Annotated in this window: 22 protein-coding genes; 9 read left to right on the top strand and 13 right to left on the bottom strand. The window is 53.7% G+C overall.

The window, feature by feature from the left end:
- Position 1 precedes the first annotated feature (1 nt).
- Genes PKY88_10715 through PKY88_10725 form a run of 3 tightly spaced genes read right to left on the bottom strand, consistent with a single transcriptional unit; the run spans position 2 to position 2,254 of the window.
- Positions 2 to 1,216 (bottom strand): M48 family metallopeptidase, encoded by a 1,215-nt coding sequence (locus PKY88_10715; protein ID HOQ05671.1) that lies wholly within the window; start codon positions 1,214 to 1,216, stop codon positions 2 to 4.
- A gap of 3 nt (positions 1,217 to 1,219) precedes the next feature.
- The gene (locus PKY88_10720) at positions 1,220 to 1,789 is read right to left on the bottom strand and encodes a LemA family protein (protein HOQ05672.1); all 570 of its coding nucleotides are present in this window, start codon (positions 1,787 to 1,789) and stop codon (positions 1,220 to 1,222) included.
- Between the two features lie 48 nt (positions 1,790 to 1,837).
- Positions 1,838 to 2,254 carry a zf-TFIIB domain-containing protein gene (locus tag PKY88_10725; protein HOQ05673.1) on the bottom strand — a complete coding sequence of 139 codons (417 nt, stop codon included), beginning with the start codon at positions 2,252 to 2,254 and terminating at the stop codon, positions 1,838 to 1,840.
- 190 nt (positions 2,255 to 2,444) lie between these two features.
- Here PKY88_10725 and PKY88_10730 point away from each other — a divergent pair, with 190 nt between their 5' ends.
- Positions 2,445 to 3,221 (top strand): amidohydrolase family protein, encoded by a 777-nt coding sequence (locus tag PKY88_10730; protein HOQ05674.1) that lies wholly within the window; start codon positions 2,445 to 2,447, stop codon positions 3,219 to 3,221.
- Between the two features lie 27 nt (positions 3,222 to 3,248).
- The gene (locus PKY88_10735) at positions 3,249 to 4,796 is read left to right on the top strand and encodes a sodium-dependent transporter (protein ID HOQ05675.1); all 1,548 of its coding nucleotides are present in this window, start codon (positions 3,249 to 3,251) and stop codon (positions 4,794 to 4,796) included.
- A gap of 190 nt (positions 4,797 to 4,986) precedes the next feature.
- Here PKY88_10735 and PKY88_10740 read toward each other — a convergent pair whose 3' ends face one another.
- Positions 4,987 to 5,250: a MazG nucleotide pyrophosphohydrolase domain-containing protein gene (locus tag PKY88_10740; GenBank protein HOQ05676.1), complete on the bottom strand. Its 264-nt coding sequence runs from the start codon at positions 5,248 to 5,250 to the stop codon at positions 4,987 to 4,989.
- A 12-nt stretch (positions 5,251 to 5,262) separates the two neighbouring features.
- The gene (locus PKY88_10745; GenBank protein ID HOQ05677.1) at positions 5,263 to 5,667 is read right to left on the bottom strand and encodes an Rrf2 family transcriptional regulator; all 405 of its coding nucleotides are present in this window, start codon (positions 5,665 to 5,667) and stop codon (positions 5,263 to 5,265) included.
- A 342-nt stretch (positions 5,668 to 6,009) separates the two neighbouring features.
- Between PKY88_10745 and PKY88_10750 the strand changes: the two genes are divergently transcribed.
- The 7 genes from PKY88_10750 to PKY88_10780 all read left to right on the top strand — a co-directional run bounded on the left by PKY88_10750 (position 6,010) and on the right by PKY88_10780 (position 13,016).
- Positions 6,010 to 6,372: an STAS domain-containing protein gene (locus PKY88_10750; GenBank protein ID HOQ05678.1), complete on the top strand. Its 363-nt coding sequence runs from the start codon at positions 6,010 to 6,012 to the stop codon at positions 6,370 to 6,372.
- Between the two features lie 54 nt (positions 6,373 to 6,426).
- Positions 6,427 to 6,894: an ATP-binding protein gene (locus tag PKY88_10755; GenBank protein ID HOQ05679.1), complete on the top strand. Its 468-nt coding sequence runs from the start codon at positions 6,427 to 6,429 to the stop codon at positions 6,892 to 6,894.
- A 112-nt stretch (positions 6,895 to 7,006) separates the two neighbouring features.
- Complete coding sequence (locus tag PKY88_10760; GenBank protein HOQ05680.1) at positions 7,007 to 7,483, top strand: hypothetical protein; 477 nt, start codon at positions 7,007 to 7,009, stop codon at positions 7,481 to 7,483.
- Between the two features lie 298 nt (positions 7,484 to 7,781).
- Positions 7,782 to 8,573 (top strand): YfiR family protein, encoded by a 792-nt coding sequence (locus PKY88_10765; protein ID HOQ05681.1) that lies wholly within the window; start codon positions 7,782 to 7,784, stop codon positions 8,571 to 8,573.
- Entirely contained in the window at positions 8,563 to 11,139 is a 2,577-nt protein-coding gene (locus PKY88_10770; protein ID HOQ05682.1) for an ATP-binding protein, read from the top strand. The genes PKY88_10765 and PKY88_10770 overlap by 11 nt, the downstream gene beginning before the upstream one ends.
- 14 nt (positions 11,140 to 11,153) lie before the next feature.
- Entirely contained in the window at positions 11,154 to 12,560 is a 1,407-nt protein-coding gene (locus PKY88_10775) for an ATP-binding protein (protein ID HOQ05683.1), read from the top strand.
- Positions 12,561 to 12,581: 21 nt separating this feature from the next.
- On the top strand, positions 12,582 to 13,016 hold the full coding sequence (locus PKY88_10780) for a response regulator (protein HOQ05684.1): 435 nt from the start codon (positions 12,582 to 12,584) through the stop codon (positions 13,014 to 13,016).
- Between the two features lie 71 nt (positions 13,017 to 13,087).
- Here the strand turns inward: PKY88_10780 and PKY88_10785 are convergent, their stop codons facing one another.
- Genes PKY88_10785 through PKY88_10820 form a run of 8 tightly spaced genes read right to left on the bottom strand, consistent with a single transcriptional unit; the run spans position 13,088 to position 19,745 of the window.
- On the bottom strand, positions 13,088 to 13,432 hold the full coding sequence (locus PKY88_10785; GenBank protein ID HOQ05685.1) for a nucleotide pyrophosphohydrolase: 345 nt from the start codon (positions 13,430 to 13,432) through the stop codon (positions 13,088 to 13,090).
- 11 nt (positions 13,433 to 13,443) lie between these two features.
- The gene (gene cysK / locus PKY88_10790; protein HOQ05686.1) at positions 13,444 to 14,331 is read right to left on the bottom strand and encodes a cysteine synthase A; all 888 of its coding nucleotides are present in this window, start codon (positions 14,329 to 14,331) and stop codon (positions 13,444 to 13,446) included.
- A gap of 18 nt (positions 14,332 to 14,349) precedes the next feature.
- Positions 14,350 to 14,616, bottom strand: a complete 267-nt coding sequence (locus tag PKY88_10795) for a hypothetical protein (GenBank protein HOQ05687.1) — start codon at positions 14,614 to 14,616, stop codon at positions 14,350 to 14,352.
- Positions 14,617 to 14,630: 14 nt separating this feature from the next.
- The gene (locus PKY88_10800; protein HOQ05688.1) at positions 14,631 to 15,065 is read right to left on the bottom strand and encodes a C-GCAxxG-C-C family protein; all 435 of its coding nucleotides are present in this window, start codon (positions 15,063 to 15,065) and stop codon (positions 14,631 to 14,633) included.
- 3 nt (positions 15,066 to 15,068) lie between these two features.
- Positions 15,069 to 16,394: a histidinol dehydrogenase gene (gene hisD, locus PKY88_10805; GenBank protein HOQ05689.1), complete on the bottom strand. Its 1,326-nt coding sequence runs from the start codon at positions 16,392 to 16,394 to the stop codon at positions 15,069 to 15,071.
- Between the two features lie 23 nt (positions 16,395 to 16,417).
- Entirely contained in the window at positions 16,418 to 17,242 is an 825-nt protein-coding gene (locus PKY88_10810) for a hypothetical protein (protein HOQ05690.1), read from the bottom strand.
- Positions 17,239 to 17,772 carry an LOG family protein gene (locus PKY88_10815; protein HOQ05691.1) on the bottom strand — a complete coding sequence of 178 codons (534 nt, stop codon included), beginning with the start codon at positions 17,770 to 17,772 and terminating at the stop codon, positions 17,239 to 17,241. Before PKY88_10815 ends, PKY88_10810 begins: the two co-directional genes overlap by 4 nt.
- Positions 17,769 to 19,745 carry an aconitate hydratase gene (locus PKY88_10820; GenBank protein ID HOQ05692.1) on the bottom strand — a complete coding sequence of 659 codons (1,977 nt, stop codon included), beginning with the start codon at positions 19,743 to 19,745 and terminating at the stop codon, positions 17,769 to 17,771. The genes PKY88_10815 and PKY88_10820 overlap by 4 nt, the downstream gene beginning before the upstream one ends.
- Positions 19,746 to 19,789 lie beyond the last annotated feature (44 nt).

Below are 19,789 nucleotides of genomic sequence, written 5' to 3' on the forward strand. Positions count from 1 at the left end.
GTTATCTCCGAATTGCGACAATCTGCCCGCACCGGGGGCATTGGGCCTTGGGAGCGGGAAAGTTCGGCGGAATTTTCATCGTAATGCCGCAGGAGCACGGGAGAAAGACAAAGCCGTTGACTTTCCGGATTAAGTCTCCGATTTGGCGGTTTACCTGAGCGGAATCTGTGCGGACGGGGGATTCCGATGCCGAGGGGCTTCGCGGAGGAACGGGTTCGTCTTTGACGGCAGATGGAGGAATAATCCCCGAGCGTCGGGTTACGGCTCTGTAGGATTCTTCATAATCTCGATAGGAAACCCCCTGACTCATCCGCCGGAGGATTCGAATGCGTTCTTCAATGGGCGGATGGGTGCTGAACAGGTGGGCAGCGTTTCGGCCGCGAAACGGGTTGGCAATATACATCGGGGCAGTTATGGCGTTGGCGGCCTGCATTGAAACGGAGGTGTTGGCAATTTTTTCGAGAGCCGAGGCCAGACCTTCCGGATAGCGGGTCAGACGTACAGCTCCGGCATCCGCGAGATATTCTCGTCTTCTGGATAAGGCAAAATAGAACAATTGGGCAAACAGGGGGGCCAAAATTGACAGGATAATTGCTACAATGAAAAAGATTGCCTGCGCTCCGCCGTCTCGACTGCGTCCTCCTGATGAATATCGTCGTCCGCCGATAGAAGAATAATACAGCCCTCTGAGGAAAACCTGACTGAGCAGGACGATGCTGCCGAGCATGACTCCGGCCAGGGTGACGTAGAGGATATCGCGGTGGACGATATGGCTGATTTCATGGGCGATGACTCCCTGCAGCTCATCTCGATTCAGGCGGGCCAGAAGACCCGCCGTGACGGCTACAGAGGCTGTTTCGGGGTTTCGGCCTGTGGCGAAGGCATTGGGGGCGGGGTCGTTAATGATATAAATCTTCGGTATTTTCGGCAGGGAGGCAGCGATGGTCATTTCCTCGACAATATTGAACAGCTGCGGGTGAACGTCCGGGGTTACGGGTACGGCCCGGCTGGAGGCCAGCAGAATCTGGTCTCCATTGGTGAAACTTATCAGCATCAGGATAAGCCAGACTGCCGAAGCGACCATCATGCCCACCCAGCCGGTTTCCGGTCCCCCGAGAGCGGCGCCGAGGATAAAGCCCAGCGAAAGCAGAAAAAATCCCATTCCTGCCAGCAGCAGGACGGAGTTCCTTTTATTGATTCGAATCTGCTCCCACATTTTTTAAAATTGCACTTTCGGGACTTCTCGCTGTGCGGGCTGTTCGATTTCAAAGAAGTCGCGTTTGGCAAATCCGAACATTCCCGCAATGAGGTTCGACGGGAACATCTGGATTTTGTTGTTGTAAAAGAGCACCTGGTCGTTGTACGCCTGGCGGGCGAAGGCGATTTTGTTTTCCGTGCTGGTTAGGGCTTCCTGAAGGGACAGGAAGTTCTGGTTGGCTTTCAGTTCAGGATAGTTTTCGACCACGAGGAGAAATTGGCTCAAAGCCCCGCTGAGGGCGGATTCAGCCTTAGCGGCCTCGGCTACATTTTTGGCTCCCATGGCCCGGCTGCGTGCCTCCGTGATTTTTTCAAAGGTTTCCCGCTCGTGTTTCATATATCCTTTGGCGGTTTCGACCAGATTCGGAATCAGGTCGTGACGGCGTTTTAACTGCACGTCAATCTGAGACCAGGCATTCTCCACCTGATTTCTCAGCTGAACCAAAGCGTTATAAATCCCGATTCCCCACAGAGCCAGCAGAATCGGAATCCCGATTACAACAAACAGCAGAATCATTACGGCCGCCGCCACGGTTGGGCTCCTTTCAGAAAAGAAACTCGTTCTTTTTCCATACTATTGTCAAGAGGGAGTCGGGTTCGATTTTGTTTCCGGTTTTTGAAACATTTTGCCCAGAAAAGAGGGAATTTTTTTCTGCGAGTCAAATCGTCCCATCTGCAGGACCGCTTCCAGTTCCCCGCGGTCAAACCACAGGCCGTGTCCCTTTCGGCAGCGGTCCAGCAGAACGGAAGAAGATTCAGGCCCGACGAGGACTTTTTCCATCTTTTTTCCGCAGATCGGACATCGCCGCCAGTTTTCCTGAACGCCTTCTGTGGGCTGAAAAGAACGGAGCACCTCCTGGGCTTTGCCGGAATCGCCCAGCAGCTGTTCCAGCTCACCGCTGTCCAGCCAGATGCCCCGGCAAGCCAGACAATAATCTGTCTCAACGTTGTCCAGTTCGAGGGTGATCATTGGATTTCGGCAAATGGCACAGTCCACAGTATCCTCGCTTTTCCCAAGCCGGCTCGTATGGTACCCTCATCAGCAAGACCTGTCAAGACGGCGGGTGAAATGCCGACAAAATCTCGCTGTTTCTTCTTGACAGGGGGTCGAGAAGAGCGCTAAGATGTTGACTTCAAAAAACATATCGCCGGATTGTAGCTCCGGTTTCAAAACAAGAGGATTCGGGATGATTATTGACTGCCATACACATATCAGTTGTCCGGAAGAACAGGTTGATTCAGAACAGCACCGATCGGTTTGCCGTGAAATTGACGGCTGTTTTGTGCTGGCCGGCTGCGGGTTCGAGCGGAAAGAAGCGAATCATCATCTTTCCGAGTATATTTCCGGCAATCCAAAGGCCATTGGGTTTGCTGTGTTCAACCCGGTTGAAGACGGAGTTTCCAAGAGGATTCTGAAGGATGTTACGGAGGACTTGGGGCTTCGCGGAATTGTTTTATATTGTGCAGAAGACCGGTTTCATCCGTCGCACACCCAGGCGATGGAACTCTATGAACTCTGTCAGGAGCGGGGGATTCCGGTTTTCTTTCATAATTGTCCGCCTTATTCATCAGAAGCGGTTTTGGATTACGCCCGTCCCTGGCTGCTGGATGAAGTGGCACGAACGTTTCCCGGCTTGAAGATGATTGTGGGACGAATGGGATTGCCGTTTTTGGAGCAGACGCTCTGCCTTCTGGCCAAACATGAGAATGTGTTTGCCGATTTGACCGTCAATCCGATGAAGGTCTGGCAGGTGTACAATACGGTGGTTTCGGCGTATGAGGCGGGGGTGATGGATAAGCTTCTGTTCGGAAGCGGATTTCCCTATGCCCGGCCGGGGGCATGCATTGAGACGCTTTTGGGGTTTAATAAACTGCTTTCGGACTCCCATCTGCCGACGGTGCCGCGGGAGAAACTGCGGAGCATTGTGGAACGGGACAGTCTGTCTTTGTTGGGCTTGTCGTAATTGCCTTTGGTTTTTGAGGGGCTTGGGTTGGAACGGGAGCATTGGACGAGCAAGTGGGGGGTGATTCTGGCGGTGGCCGGCAGTGCGGTCGGGCTGGGCAATTTTCTTCGGTTTCCGGGAGTGGCGGCCAATCACGGCGGCGGCGCCTTTATGATTCCGTATTTTCTTTCATTCCTGCTGCTGGGACTGCCGCTGATGTGGATTGAATGGACCATTGGGCGGTTCGGCGGCGGCTTTGAGCACAGCACGGCACCGGGCATCTTCCAGACGATGTGGCAGAAGAACCGCTTTATCAAGTATTTCGGCGTCATCGGGATTTTCGGTCCGATCGTCATTTTTTCCTATTATACTTACATTGAATCCTGGCTGCTGGGATATAGTTTTTTTGCCGTGACGGGGCGCTACGCCGCCTGTACGACGCAGGAGGCGATGAAGACCTTTCTGCAGGGCTATCAGGGACTCGGCGGAGCGAACAATCCCTATTTTGACGGCGTGGGAACGGCCTATTTGTTTTTTCTGCTGACCTTTGGACTGAATCTGCTGATTGTCAGTTTCGGTATTACGCGGGGCATCGAACGGTTTTGCAAGTGGGCTTTGCCGCTGCTTTTTGTCATCGCCATCGTACTGGTGATTCGGGTGCTGATGCTCGGAACGCCGGACCCGGCCCATCCGGAACGCTCGGTGTATAATGGCTTTGGTTTCTTATGGAATCCGGACTGGTCGGCTCTGCTGAAAGGGCGGGTCTGGCTGGCGGCGGCCGGACAAATCTTTTTTACCCTCAGCTGCGGTTTCGGTGTTATCCTCACCTATGCCAGTTATCTGCGCAAGCAGGATGATGTGGCTCTCTCGGGGCTGACGGCGGCGGCGGCCAACGAGTTTGCCGAAGTCGTGCTGGGCGGCAGTCTGGTGATTCCGGCGGCCTATGCTTTTTTAGGGCCCGAGGGCATTCGAGATGTGGCCCAAAAAGTCTTTGATTTGGGTTTTGTGACGATGCCGCTGATTCTGCAGAAGATGACCTTCGGGCAGGTGTTCGGGCTTCTGTGGTTTTTCCTGCTTTTCATTGCCGGTGTGACCAGTTCGATTTCGCTGGCGATGCCGGCAATCGCCTTTATGGAAGATGAGTTCAATCTAACGCGCCGGGAAGCCTGCTTATTTTTTGGAATTGTGACGTTTGTGCTCTGCCAGCCCGTGATTTTCTTCTATGGAAATGGCGTATTGGACGAGATGGATTTCTGGGGGGTGATGGTAGGGCTGGTGGTTTTTGCGACGGTCGAAGCAGTGCTGTTCGGATGGGTTTTCGGAATGGAGCGGGCCTGGACGGAGCTGCATTCGGGCTCCGATATCCAAATCCCGGGGATTTATCGGCTGATTATCAAATATGTGACGCCGTTGTTTCTGATGGCGATTCTGGCTACTTGGTTTGTGCAGGATTGGGTGGATGTTTTTCTGATGAGAAATGTGCCGCAGTCTAACCGGCCTTTTGTTCTGATTACTCGGCTGGGGCTGCTGGGACTGTTTGTCTTCTTGTGTGTGATGGTTTGGGTGGTTTGGCGCCGACGAGGGCGGGAGTCGTAAGATGAATCCGTATGGATGGTTTTTTATGCTGCTCAGCTGCGGAGGCATCACCGGATTGTTTCTTTTCTGTCTTTTACGGACATTGCGTTCGAGCGGGAAAGAACATAAAACCGCCGGCCGGAGCGAATAAAAAACCCCAGTCTGTTTTAAGGGCTGGGGTTTTCAGTTTTTTTATCGACTGCAGCAGGTTTTATTTGAAGCCCTCGACCTTTCCGAGTGTGTATTTTTCAACGGCTTTTTCGAGGTCCACGTCGTTAATATTCGCCAGTGTACACAGCCAGGCAAAAACATCCGCAAACTCTTCGGCCTTATTCTTCGGGTCATTGCCTGCCAGGGCTGTTGCCAGCTCCCCGACCTCTTCAATGAACCACAGGAATGTTCCCGGAGTTCCCCGTTCTCGATCCCGCTTTTCATAGCGGTCACGAATCCATTGCTGAAACTGACGGATTTCCATTGCTGCTGATTTTTAGGAGATTTGCCCGAGTACCTGGGAAAGTTTGGCTTTGTCGTAAATGGCTCGTACCTCTTCGGTGGCTTTCCGGCAAAGTTCTTCCATTTTTACGCTGAACGGGGCATTGTTGGTCTGTTCCGCAAGATGCAGATGTGTGAGCAGGGGACCATCCACGGCTTCAATGATTTCCAGCAGGGAGATGTTTTCGGCCGGGCGAGCCAGGAAGAAGCCGCCGCGAGGCCCGCGTTTGCTTCGAAGAACATTTGCCCGAACCAGCTGCTGGAGGATTTTTAAGAGGTATTCCAGAGGAATATTGTATTCTTTCGAAATCCGCGCCGCCAGCACAGCACCCTCTTTGTAATTTTGAGCGATATAACCTACCGCAATAAGAGCATACCCTGTTGATCTGCTGATTTTCATAACGAAACCTCCTGTGATTTCTGGTTTATTTATTGACATTCATTGATTGCAAAACTCTTTTTCAGATAAATCGGAATCTCACAAATCTATAGGTTTATTATCAATAAATGTTCAGGACTTGCAAGAGTAAAATTATCGATAAAAGAAAAAAGATGGTTTTTGGGGGGCATGAGCCAATAAGAATGGTTTATAAGGGACGATATGGCTCCTGTATATCTATAAATATAAATATCTTAAAATTATGTTCTTAGATAGGATTTGTTCCGGTTTTTTGAGTGCATGCTTGACATCACAGGGGGGATAACATAGGATTCCGGCAAATGAAATGATATGGGAGGTTTTATGGACCAGAAGAGTCCCAATATGACAATTGACTATGTCGGCGGCGATGTGATTGTGGCAACGCTTGTCGATGAAAAAATTCTCGAAGAATCGCAAATCCAGGCGCTGGAAAGTTCTTTCCTGCCCCTGATTGAAGAAAATAATCCGATTAAGCTGGTGGTGGATTTTTCACAGGTCCGTTTTCTGACCAGTTCTGTCCTTGGGCTTCTGATCCGCTTGAGTAAAAAGATTTATGAGTCGGAGGGCATTCTCCGTCTGTGCGGTATCCAGCCGAAGATTTACGAAATCTTCAAAATTACCCGGCTCGACAAGGTCTTTGACATTTATCCAACCCGTCAGGAAGCCCTGGAGGGATTGGTCTAAGAGTTTTTTGGGTTTCTGCCGTCCTGAGAAGAAGCCGTCCAAAAGGAAAGGTTTATGGCAGCCAATCCTGAATGTTCGCCGACACAACTTGAACTGCCCGGAACAATGGAGGCGGCGGAGCGTCTTTGCGGCGAACTTCTTCAGGAAGCTGTGCGGAAGGGATTCGGTGAAGAGGACCTGTTTGCCATCCATTTGGCTCTGGAGGAGGCCTTTGTCAATGCGATTCAGCACGGCAATCAGGGGGACCCGAGTAAAAAAATTCATGTCCAATATTCCATTACGCCCAGCCGATTCGAGATTTCCATTGCCGATGAAGGGCCGGGCTTTCAGCCGGATGCCCTTCCTGACCCGCGAGAGCCGGAAAACCTGTATAAATGTTCCGGACGCGGAGTCCTGCTGATTCGTTCGTTTATGGACCAAGTCCAGTATAATTCCAAGGGCAATCAGGTCCGGATGGTCAAGTTTAAGAGCAAGCCGGGCCCTGGGAAAGGTTCCAATCACTCCACACAAAACGTCTTATAACACATCTCCGTTCCCATTTTTTTCTCATTTTTCTTTATTTTTTTATTCTGCAGGAAAAGCTGTCCTCTCTTTTTGCCGAGGCATTCATCGTTTGTATGCAGAGGATATGCTTATGGAAGACCTGTACGATTCGCTTTTCTCATCCAGTCAGTTTTTTATCGAGCAGCTGGCCCGACTGATTCTGCCGGAGGTGCCTGAGGACGGTCCGTGGCTGGTCTTGGTGGGGCCGGAGCGGAAAATCTGGACGGATGACCGGACTCGTTTTCAGCATCATTTTCCGGACCCGCAGGCCCTTTTGTCCTATTGTGAACACATTGAAGACGGCCAGGACCCTGTTCTCGGCTCGATGGGAGGCGTCTGTCTGATAGGAAGCGAACTGTACACGGAACGTTTTCCTGTTGGGTATCTTTTTGTCGTTCTGCCGGGTTATACCCGTGCGACGGCTCAAGCTAACCTTGCCCTGATGGAACTGTTTTTCTCACAGATGCGGCTGCTCTGCAATCTTCTGGATAAAAATAATCAATTTCACCAGCTCCACCTGAATCACCTCAGTCGAACCTCAAAAGTTCTTTCCGGCCGTCCAGACTGAACTTTTCTCGGCAATCTGATACGTCCGATAAAAGACTTCGAAAGTTATCCGAAAATATTTGCGGGGTTCGGTTTGTCTTAAGTATCTGATTGCTAAATATTTATGCCGTTTTTTGAAGAAATTTGCCCCGGGGGATTTGCCCATTAAGTTGATAAACGAAGATGTCGAAATGTCCAAAGTCCAAAGATGTTAAGAAATGTGTTAATGATGTTTTCGGACTTGCGAGACAGCCGATGGGAGCCCGAGTTGAATCCGTGAAAGGTTAAAAGAAGGAATTTCTGAAAGGGTCAAGCATCGAATGCCGTCAAAGCGATGCTTAAAACCTGAATGGAATCAACACCCAAGAGCAGACGGCGTTCCCGCAGCAGCTTCGGCGGCTGCGCGAAGGCGGGCTGGAATTGTTTGGGCGGTCTTTTTCCTTTTGGGCCTTCTGGAAGGAGCAAAAAGCACCGCCGATACGCCTGTCGGACTGCCGGGAGGCGTTTTGTTAAGCCAGGCGATGACGGAATCGGGCAAGTCCCCGGAGGAAGTGGAGTATCAGGTGAAAGCGGCATTTATTTACAATTTTATGAAGTTCACGGAATGGCCTGCGGAGAAGATGGAGAATGGAGGAGCGAATGATTCATCCCCGCCGCCGATGCAGGTCGGTATTGTCGGAGAGAATCCGTTCGGCAAGGCCTTTGAGCCGCTGATGGACAAAAAAATCAAAGACCGCCCTCTGAAACTGATTTTTGTTCCCGGAATGGCGGCTTATGCGAAAAAGGTTTCCGACAAACAGGCGGCTGTCGAGCAGTATTGGCATGAGCAGGGGGAGACAATTCGCGGCTGTCACGTTCTGTTTTACTGCAATTCCGAAAAAAACTGGCTGGCGGAACATCTCCAGCAGGTCCAGTCGTTTCCTATCCTGACGGTCGGAGAGGCGGAGGGGTTTCTTAATTTCAAAGGCATCATTGTTTTCGTGAAGGAGGAGAACAAGGTTCGATTTGAGATTCATCTGACTCAGGCTGAAAAACAGGGTCTGAAAATCAGTTCACAGCTGTTGAAGTTGGCACGTCGAGTGATTCAGGAGAAAGAATCAAATGGAAAGTAAGGTTCGCTCCAACGTGGATGTACTGAAGCGGTTGTTTCCTCTGAGCTGCTTCCGCTGGACGATCCGGCGAAAGATTACCAGTGTGATTATGGGCACCTCGCTGGCCGCATTGATTCTGGCCGGCGGAATCTTTCTGCTCTGGGACCGTCAGGTGCAGCGGCAGGGGCTGATTCAGGACCTGCGGGTCCAGGCCCAGATTGCGGCGGAGAACTGCAAGGCGGCGGTGCAGTTCAATGATGTGAATGGGGCTCAGGATACGCTGCAGATATTCCGGGTCAAGCCGACCATTGAATATGTCTGTGTGCTGGATCGCAATGATGAACTGTTTACGGATTTCTATCAGGGACTTGAACACCAGAAACATGAACACGGGGGGATGGAAAGACTGAAATGTTTTGGAATTGACCTGAAAATACTGTCGGAGAAAGAATATTATTTCACGGACACCTTTTTAATTCTTTCTCAGAAAATTGTTCTGGAAAATGAGCCGATCGGCCGCATTATTCTCTGTTCAAACCTGCAGCCGCTTCGGGAATCCCTCCAGCGCAGCGCCGTCATCAACTTGTGCATTCTTCTGCTGGCGGCCGTTGTGGCTTATATTCTTTCGTCCTCCCTGCAGCATCTGATTTCGGGTCCGATTCTGGCTCTGGCGCAAGTGGCCCGGCAGGTTTCAGAACGGAAGGACTATTCCGTCCGGGCCGCACTGACCAGCCGGGATGAAGTGGGGATTCTGATTGAGGCCTTCAACGGAATGCTCGATCAGATTCAGAAGGAGATTGAAGAAAGGCAGAAAGCCCAGATTGAACTGATTCAGCATCGGGACCATCTGGAAGAAATGGTCAATGAGCGCACGGCGGAGCTTAAACAGAGCAACCGGCAGCTTGAACTGGCGGTGGAAAAGGCCAATCTGCTGGCCAAACAGGCCCAGGAGGCCAGCCGGGCCAAGAGCGAATTTTTGGCCAATATGAGCCATGAAATCCGCACACCGATGAACTCCATCATCGGTTTCAGCGATGTGCTTAATGAAGAACCCGGCATCAGTCCTGAGCATCGCAAATACATCCAGCTGATTCTCAACAACGGAAAAATGCTGCTGCAGCTGATTAATGATATTCTGGACTTCTCAAAAATTGAAGCCGGCAAACTGAATACCGAAATCGTGGAGATATCCCTGCGGGAGTTCCTCGAAGACCTCAATTCTCTGCTTCGTCCGATGGCCCTGAATAAGGGGTTGGATTTCGAGATTCTCCAGTGCAGTGATTTGCCGGTGATGATTTATTCCGACCCGGTACGGGTCCGTCAGTGTCTAGTGAATCTGGTCAGCAATGCCATTAAGTTCACCGAGTCCGGCCATGTTTTTGTCAATGTTTACATTCAGAGGCAGGATGAGGCGGATTATATCCGGTTTGATGTGGAGGATACCGGTATCGGAATTCCCGAAGACAAGATTGACAAGATCTTTGAGGCCTTTACCCAGGCCGACGGCAGCACAACCCGTAAGTACGGCGGAACCGGACTTGGGCTGACGATTACCAAACAGCTTGTGCATCTGCTGGGCGGTCATATGGAGGTGCGAAGCGAGGTGGGCAAAGGGTCGGTCTTCTCCATCATTCTGCCGACCGGTGTCAATGTCAAAGACCAGCCGGTGATGAACCGCTATGACCATTCCGAATCAGTGGCCAGGGAACTCGCGCAGGAAAAATCCAAGCCGCAGAAGGGACCGCTGAAGGGACGAATCCTTGTGGCGGAAGACGCCAAGGGTAACCAGGCCCTGATTCGTCTGCTGCTGGAGAAAATGGGGCTGGAGGTGGAGATTGTGGAAAACGGTCAGCAGGCTCTCGAACGGGTTCAGGAGGGGAAGTTCGACTTGATTTTTATGGACATGCAGATGCCGGTTCTGAACGGCTACGATGCCTCGCGGCTGCTGCGTGAAAGGGGCTGTACCATACCGATTATCGCTTTGACGGCCCATGCGATGAAAGAAGATGAAAAGAAATGTCTGGCTGCCGGCTGCAACGGCTATCTGCAAAAGCCCATTGACCGCGAAAAACTCAAAGAAGTGCTCTATAAATATCTTTCCGGAAAGGACGATGATATGGACAAACAAGTAGACCAGATTCGGTCGCAGGTAGAACAATTGACGGATTTGTGCCGGGACGCTATCGGCAGCCCTGAAGAAACTGCGTCGCAAAGCCCGGTTGCCAAGACTGTTCCTCTGATTCGATGGGAGGACTTGTCCAAAATCTGCGATGACCCGGAGATTCTGCAGGTGGTGGCCCAGACGGTTCTGGAGGAAACACCTTCGGTGCTTCAGCAGCTTCAGCAGGCGGTGGAGTCGAAGGATGTAGCGAATGTCCAGCTGCTGGCCCATCGAATCAAAGGGACGGCCCGAAACATGGCGGCGGCGGAACTGGCGGAAAAGGCCTTTGCCCTCGAGCTGGCAGCCAAAAACAATCAGATGGAAAAGGCCGATGCTATGTTTGAAGAGATTCGTCAGGCCTTTGAACGTCTGAGCGCCTTTTTGACTCAGCCCGACTGGATTGAACAGGTCAAATCGGCTCAGTAAAGGACAGACAGCGGATGGAGCAGACGAGTACTCAGCTGCTTTGCGGTTCTTCGGGCGGTTCTTCACGGGGCTGTGGAAGCCGGTCTCTTTCCGTCCTGATTGTGGATGATGACCCGACTTGTCGGACTCTTTTGAGGAAAATGCTCGAAAAGAGTCGGATGAGACGGGCGGATGACTGCATTGTTTGTGCAGGAACCAAGCAGACGATGCTCGAGCATCTGGCCCAGCGTCCTTTCGATGTTCTTTTGCTGGACCTGCATCTGCCGGATGGGAACGGCCTGGAGATGGTGGATCAGGTTAATCGGCAGTATCCGGCCACCGCCATTATTGTTATTACAGGTGAGGATGACAAAACGGCGGATTTGACGGCGATGTCCTATGGAGCACAGGATTATCTGGCCAAAGGAGAATTCAATCAGGCCTCTCTGACCAAGTCGATTTATTTTGCTCTTGAGCGGAAGAAAAATCAGATTCAGACGCAAAAAGCCCTTGAGGAGCTGGCCAGAGCTCACAAACAGCTTCAGAAAGCTCAGGCCCAGATGGTTCAAAGCGAGAAGATGGCCTCCATCGGTCATCTGGCGGCGGGTGTGGCTCATGAAATGAACACACCCGTGGGGTTTGTGGCCAGCAATTTTGAGACCCTTCAGACCTATTTGACGAAGCTGAAAGGTCTGTTGGCACTTTATGAACAGGTATGTGAAGTGCTGGAGGAGAATCCGTATCCGCCGGTACTGGAAAAACTGCTTGAAATCCGCCAATATCGTCAGGAAAAGAAAATTGATTTTATTCTTGCGGATATTCAGGACCTCTTTACAGAGTCGCAGGAAGGTCTTCAGCGGGTTACCAGCATCATTCAGAATTTGCGGGATTTCTCACGGATTGACCAGAGTACGGAGATGGGCGATTATGACATCAATGACGGCATCCGGAGCACCCTTGTGGTGGCCCGCAATGAAATCAAGTATGATATGGAGGTAGTCACCGAATTGGGGACGCTCCCCAAAATTCATTGCCATCCCGGGCAGATCAATCAGGTTTTCCTGAATATTCTGGTCAATGCGGCTCAGGCCATCCGTTCGCAGAATCGTCAGGGACCCGGGCATATTTACATCCGAACGCGGGAGGAGGGAGATTTTGTGGTTTGTGAGATTGAAGATGACGGCCCGGGAATCCCTCTCGAGATTCGTTCCCAGATTTTTGACCCGTTTTTTACAACCAAGCCCGCCGGAAAAGGTACCGGACTTGGGTTAAGTGTTTCGTATGATATTGTGGTAAGCAAACATCAGGGACAGATTCTGGTGGACAGTGAGGTCGGAAAAGGGACGAAATTTACTATTAAGCTGCCTCGGGAAGGTCCGAAAGAGACGACAGACCGGATTTCACAGGAGCAGTCCGAATATCATTCTGTGTCAAACCGGTAACACTGAAATAAGAGGTGAGATATGGAAAACCCTACCGTTCTGTTTGTGGATGATGAAGTGCGGCTTTTGCAGTCGCTGCGGCGAGGTCTGATGGATGAACCATACCGCTGCCTGTTTGCCAACAGCGGGGCGGAAGCCCTCGAGATTCTCAAGAAGAACAAAGTGCATGTAATCGTGACCGACATGCGGATGCCGGAGATGAACGGCCTGGAGCTGCTCCGCAAAGTGCGGGAGCTGTATCCGGATATTGTCCGGATGGTCTTGAGCGGCTATACCCAGATTACGACTTTGCTGACGGCGATTAATGAAGGGCACATCTACAAGTTCATCACCAAGCCGTGGAAGCTCGAAGAGGAATTTAAACCCATGGTTCGGGAAGCCCTGAAGTATTATGATACAAAAAATCCATCCAAAGAATCTGCTCCTGCCGGGGCTTCAGCCCATTCATCCTCCTGAGGGAAAAGGGATGTGGAAAGACCAGATGCTGTTCCTGTTTTTCGATCCTCCTGAAAGGACTGGCGGAGAGGTTATAAGTCTTTGTACTTGGTGCTTTTTCCTTTGGATTTTTCGACCGGGTATTTCTGCTCGTTGATTTCGATTTTTCGGCGGGCGGCTTCGAAGGGGTCGATGTTCAGCTCGCAGCATAAATAAATCAAAAAGGCGAAGATGTCGCCGATTTCCTCTTCCACCCTTTTCCGCTCTGTTGGTGTCAAGTGTCTGCAGTCGGCGGGCTGCTTCCACAGAAAGTTTTCCAGCAGTTCGCCCGCCTCAATAATCAGCCCTTCCGCCAGATTTTTCGGGTCGTGAAACTGCTCCCAGTCCCGCTGTCGGCGGAATTCGAGCAGCCGATTTTTCAGGGTTTGGTAGTCCATTGGTTTTCCTTTTACAGCAGGGCGGTGCTGAAGTATCGCTCGGCACGATCCGGCAATACCGTTGCGATATTTCCTTTGATTCGAGCCGCCATCTGTCTGGCTGCCCAGACATTGGCTCCGGAGGAGATGCCGACCAGAAGGCCATGCTTCATACTCAGCTGCCGAGTGGTTTCAATGGCATCTTCATCGGTGACTTCGATGACTTCATCCACCAAAGAAACATCCAGAATGTCCGGAATGAAGCCGTCGCCGATGCCCTGTATCTGATGCAGGCCGGGTTCGTGCCCCAGCAGTGCGGATACGTCTTTGGGTTCGACGGCGACGATTCGTACATCGGATTTGTGCTCCCGCAGGAATCGTCCGATGCCCTGGAGTGTGCCGCCGCTGCCGACGCCGGCGACAAAACAGGCAATATCGCCGGTCATCTGCCGCCATAGTTCCACGGCTGTCTGTTCATAATGAATACGGGGATTGTCTGGATTTTTGAACTGCTGGGGAACAAAGACGCGGGGGTTTTCAATCTGCATCTGTTCGACCGTTTCGACGGCGCCGGCGATGCTTTTTTCGGCGGGAGTCAAAATCAAGTCGGCTCCGAGGGCTTTGATGAGTTTCTTGCGTTCGATGCTCATATTTTCGGGCATTACGATGCGGACTTTGTAGCCCTTCAGCCGACCGACGAGGGCTATGCCGATGCCCGTATTGCCGGAGGTGGGTTCGACGATGATGGAATCGGGTTTGAGCTTGCCGTCCCGCTCGGCCCCTTCGAGCATGGCCAGGGCGACGCGGTCCTTGATGCTCCCGCCTGGATTAAGAAACTCCGCCTTGGCATAGATGGGCTCGCCCCGCAGCTGAATCAGGGGGGTGTTGCCGATCAGGTCGAGAATATTATCCGTAAGCATCCGCAAAGGCCACAATCATTAGGAGTGGTTAAACAGCATTTTTTTGACTTCGACGCCTTCGATTTTATTAAGTTTGGCCGCCAGTTCATCAGCGGTTTTCTCATCATCGGTCATTTCGAGCAGAATCAGCCCGTTTGGGGAACAAAAGCCTGCCTCCGCTTCGTGCAGGCCCAGGCGGGTCCGGATGCTGCAGCCGTATTCCGTCAAGAGATGCTGGACGGAATCCACATGATGAATTCGATCTGTAATGTGTACACCCAGAATAATGTGTTTTTTCAGCGGCATGTTCGGCTCCTTTCTTATTCGAGCATTTTGTCCAGTAATTCCGCGGCGATGCGGACAAACTGAGGGCATTCGTCAAAGGCGCCCGGTTTCTGCGAGGCGGCCAGCCCTTCCGGAGTGGCCATATCGAAGCCGAGCAGCTGTCGGCAGTAGAGCGAGCCGGCGTGGTCTTTGAAGCGATGCATCAGCTCCCGCGTCCTGCGGTACAGGTCGTATTTGGTGTTCTTGTCCAGAGGGTCGGCTGTGCCGTAGCGCAGGCCGAGCACCAGAACGGCACCGGTGAGGGCGCCGCAGGTTTCCCCGTTTCGTCCGATGCCGCCGCCCAATCCGCCGGCCAGTTTAACGGCGGTTTCCTGCGGAAGCCCGAACCGTTCGCACCAGACGGCCAGAATCGCCTGAGCACAGTTGTATCCTTTCTGGAATAAACAGACGGCCTGTTCTGTTCGGTCCATAGCTTATCCTTTCTTTGGCGGCTGTTTGCGCAGGCGTTTCTGAATGCTTTTGGCATGGGCATCCAGCCCCTCCGTCTGAGCCAGCCGGATGATATCCTCTGCGCTGCGGCGAAGCTGGTCTTCTGTGTATTCAATCCAGCTGACGGATTTGACAAAATCGTTGCTGGTCAGGGCGCTGAAATATCGGCTGGTCTGGCGTGTCGGCAGGGTATGGCTGGGTCCGGCCCAGTAATCGCCGACGGCCACCGGCGAATAGGGGCCGACAAAGACAGCGCCGGCATTCCGGAGCCGGCGGGCGACAGCACGGCTTTGCCGGCCGCACTGAACCTGAACATGTTCGGCGGCGAATTCATTTGCCCAGTCAATCGCCGCCTCCATCGACGGGAACACGAGGATGCCGCTGGATTCGAGCAGACACCGCTGTGTGCCTTCCGCCCGGTCCAGCTGAGGCAGCTGCTCTTCGAGGGCTGCGAGCACTTTTCGGGCAAAATCCGGTGAATCGGTTACAACAATCCCGGCGCCGGGATTGTGTTCGGCCTGGCTGAGCATGTCGGCGGCCACCCAGTCGGGATTGGCCTGGCGGTTGGCGACAATCAGCACATCGCTGGGGCCGGCGAAGGAATCAATGTCCACCAGCCCGAAGACCTCCTTTTTGGCCAGCTGGACGACATCGTGGCCGGGTCCGACAATTTTATCGGCCTTGCGAATGGTTTCAGTCCCAAAGGCCAGCGCCGCAACGGCATGGGCTCCGCCCAGCCGGTAAACCTCTGTGATGTCCAATTCCCGGCACAGGCCGAGGATGACCGGATGGATGCTTCCCTGCCAGCGGGGCGGGGAGAGGACGGCAATTTCTTTGACGCCCGCCACCTGTGCCGGCACGGCGGTCATAATCAGGGTGCTCGGCAGGGGGGCGCTGGCGCCGGGTACACAGACGGCAACCCGCTCCAACGGAAGATAGCGGATGCCGAGGTGGCGGTTTTTTCGTCCGATGAAAATCTCCGACTGATATTTGCGGACATTCCGGACGGCCTTGCGGAGGGATTTCAGCAGGTCGGGGGGCAGCTGTCTATGCGCCTTTTCGAGGTCTTTGGGCGGGATGCGAAACTCCTGCGGCGACAGGCGGACTCGGTCAAACCGTTCACTGTATTCGCACAAGGCCGCATCCCCGCGCCGCCCGACATCAGCGACAATCTGACGAACAGACTCGGCCAGGCTGTGCTTTCCCTCCAGAAAGGCCCGCATCGAATGTTCTTCCAGCAGGCGTCGGCTTTTGGCCTCAAAGTCAGGCTGTCCGGAAATCAGCAGAATGGAGTCCAGTGTTCCGCTCACACAAACGCTCCTGACAGAAAAGATTACGGAGTAAAGTTGCCGTGTGTAAAGGTTCGGGCGGCCCCCTGAAGGAGCAGAAAGGTTCGTCCGCGAAAGGTGGTCAGCACGCCGGATACGCGGAACCGCAGGCGTTCGAGCGACTGCTTGTGCTGCTGCTCTACCTGCTCGAGCGTTCGGCAGGGCAGCAGGACGAAAGACTGTTCGGATACGTTTCTTCCGAAGCCGTCCAGCACGAACTCGCCCGCCGGACCAAGGCGGACAAAGCGTCCGGTTCGGCTCACAAGCATCGTATCTTCTTTGACGGCGGCGGGGGCCGTCTGCGCCATTCGGGCAAAATCGGTTTTCTGAGCCGGCTTCATTCGCTTGAGAATATCCGGCGGAATTACAGAGGATTCATTGGGGTCAGCGGCTGCCCGCAGGACATTTTTCATCTCTGCTTCCGTGGGTTTGGGACTGTCCGGCTGTTTGTCGGCCTCGGAGGAGCTCTTCAGAGGGGCCGCATCAAAAATAAAGAGGAAGTTGCCGTTTTGGTATTGCGTTACGACGGCATCGATGCGAACCTGAACTTGATTTTCCGTTCCGGCATAGGAGAGGATTTTTTCGAGTGCCCCGGAAGGCAGGATGGTCAGTTCCGTTTCCGGGGCAATCGTCAGGCCGCGGCTGGTGAGTGTTGTAAGCGGGCTGAACCGCCAGGCCTTCGTTTTTTCATTGAGTCGGGCGATCCCTTCCACCTGCCGCAGCTCCAGCCCTTCGGGCAGGGGGCGAGTTTTGGTGCTTTCCGCTCCCGCAGCGGCCTGCGCGAGGGCCATTGCCGGCCAAGCCAGAAAAAGAATCAGTCTGTGTTTCATCGGAGTCCCTCTTGCTGAAGAATAGTCAGGGCTTCTGAAGGGGTTTCGGCGGTTCGGAGGCAGCGGGTGCTTTTGGGGTCGGCCTGGGCCATCATCTGCACCAGCGGCTGCCAGAAATTTCCCATCAGGATGATCGGCTTGTCGGTTCCCGGAAACCCTTTGTTTTTGTGTTCCCAGACGTCCGCCAACTCGAGCAGGGTGCCGGTCCCGCCGGCGAAAACCAGATAGGCACTGCCGAGCCGAATCAGCGAAGCCAGCCGCTCCGTAAGGGTGTCCGTCGGAATTTCTTCGGTCAGATAGGGATTCGGGCTTCGCTTGAAGGCGCGGCAGGTTACACCGATGACCCGTCCGCCGACAGAGGCCGCCCCGCGGGCGGAAGCCAGCATCACGCCGCCGTAGCCGCCGTTGGCGACCGCATAGCCGCTGCGGGCCAGCAGGGCCCCCATCTGCTCGGCGGTGCGGAAGACCTCGTCCTGTTCGTCGGCCCGGCTGGTTCCAAACAAGGTAATGATACGCTGTTTTTGGTTCATGACGGCATGGCCTTCTTCTTGGCATAGTTGAGCAGACCGGCAGCCAGCAGGATTTCCCGGTCCCGGTGAGAGAGGACCAGGCGGCCTTTGAAGGAAAATTCCTGTGTACGGTTGCGGATTTCCACCTCATTGGCACTGCGGATTGCCCCGGTCAGATCCGGGATTTCGAGCATATCGTCCGGCTGGATTCGGTTGTAATCCGCCGGGTCGGCGAACTCAATCGGCACGATGGCGAAATTAATCAGGTTGGCCCGGTGAATGCGTTCGATGGATTTGGCCAAAACCGCCCGCAGTCCCAGATACATCGGGCACAGTGCCGCGTGCTCGCGGCTGGAGCCCTGACCGTAACTTTCGCCGGCGACGACAATGCCGCACAGGCCCTGCTTTTTCAGGGCCAGACAGCGCTGGGCAAAGGTTGGCTTGCCTTCCTCATTGAAACTGTTGAAGACGTACTTGGAATATTCCGGCACATTCGACCGGTATTTCAGGAAGGCGCCGGCCGGCATAATGTGGTCGGTTGTGATTTTATCTCCGCACTTGAGAAGAACCTGTCCGGTCAGCGTTTCGGGCAGGGGCCTGGGCGATTCGGGGACAACAATTGTAGGTCCGCGGATGACTACGGCGTTTGCCGCTTCCTCCGGCGGCAGAGGCGGGTCAATCATGCTGTCGTCAATCAGATATTCCTTCGGGGGTTTGACGGCCGGATACCGCAGCCCAATCATCTCTTTGAGACTGCGCGGGTCGGTAATTTCCCCCATGATGGCCGAGGCCGCCGCCGTTTCAGGGCTGACCAGATAACACTGGTCGCCCTTTGTTCCGGTTCGTCCGGCGAAATTGCGGTTGAAGGTTCGCAGGGTGACGGTGCCGTCGCCCGGAGAAAAGCCCTGCCCGATGCAGGGGCCGCAGGCGCTTTCCAAAAGGCGTGCGCCGGCGGCCAGCAGGTCGGCCAGGGCCCCGCTGCGCGTAATCATCTGAAGCACCTGACGGCTGCCGGGGGCGATGCCGAACTCAACGGACGGGTCAATTTTCCGCCCTTTGAGGATTTCGGCGGCAATCATCAAATCCGTATAGCTGGAGTTGGTGCAGCTGCCGATGACGACCTGATGGATTTTCCGTCCGGCAATTTCCTCTACGGGTACAACATTATCCGGCGAGGAGGGGCAGGCCGCCATCGGAACCAGTTTGGATAGGTTGATTTCAATAATGCGGTCGTAGTGAGCATCCGGGTCGGCGGCCAGCGGCCGATAGTGCTGCGGCCGGTTCTGGGCGGCCAGAAACTGTTCGGTCATTTCGTCGCTGGGGAAAATGCTGGTTGTCACTCCCAGTTCGGCACCCATATTGGTCACGGTAGCCCGCTGAGGGACCGTCAGTGTCTGCACACCGGGCCCGAAATATTCAATCACGCAGTCCACGTTTCCTTTTGTGCTTAGAATGCTCAACAGGGTGAGGATAATGTCCTTGCTGGAAACCCAATCATGAAGCCGTCCGGTCAGATGCACGCCGATGATCTTTGGACAAGTCAGATAAAAGGCCCCGCCGCCCATGGCGGAGGCGACATCGAGCCCACCGGCACCGATGGCCAGCATTCCCAGTCCGCCGCAGGTGGGGGTGTGGGAATCGCTGCCCAGCAGGGTTGCGCCCGGTCTGCCGAACCGTTCGAGATGGACCTGATGGCAGATGCCGTTGCCGGGACGGGAATGATAAACTCCCACTTTGCGGGCGATGCTTTGCAGGTAGAGGTGGTCGTTGTGGTTTTCGGGTCCGAACTGAGCCGTATTGTGGTCCACATAACTGACTGACAGCTCTGTCCGAACACGGGCAAGCCCCATGGACTCAAACAGCAAAAAGACCGTAGTCCCCGTGGCGTCCTGTGTGAGAGTTTGGTCAATTCGGATGCCGATGGGTTCACCCGGCTGAAGTTTTCCTTCAACCAGATGCTGCTGCAAGATTTTGTAGGTGAGCGTCTGACTCATTCTAAGGTCCTGTCAATTCGTACGTTAGGTTTTTATCTGTCACG

Source organism: Anaerohalosphaeraceae bacterium, assembly GCA_035378985.1.
GTDB lineage: Bacteria > Planctomycetota > Phycisphaerae > Sedimentisphaerales > Anaerohalosphaeraceae > JAHDQI01.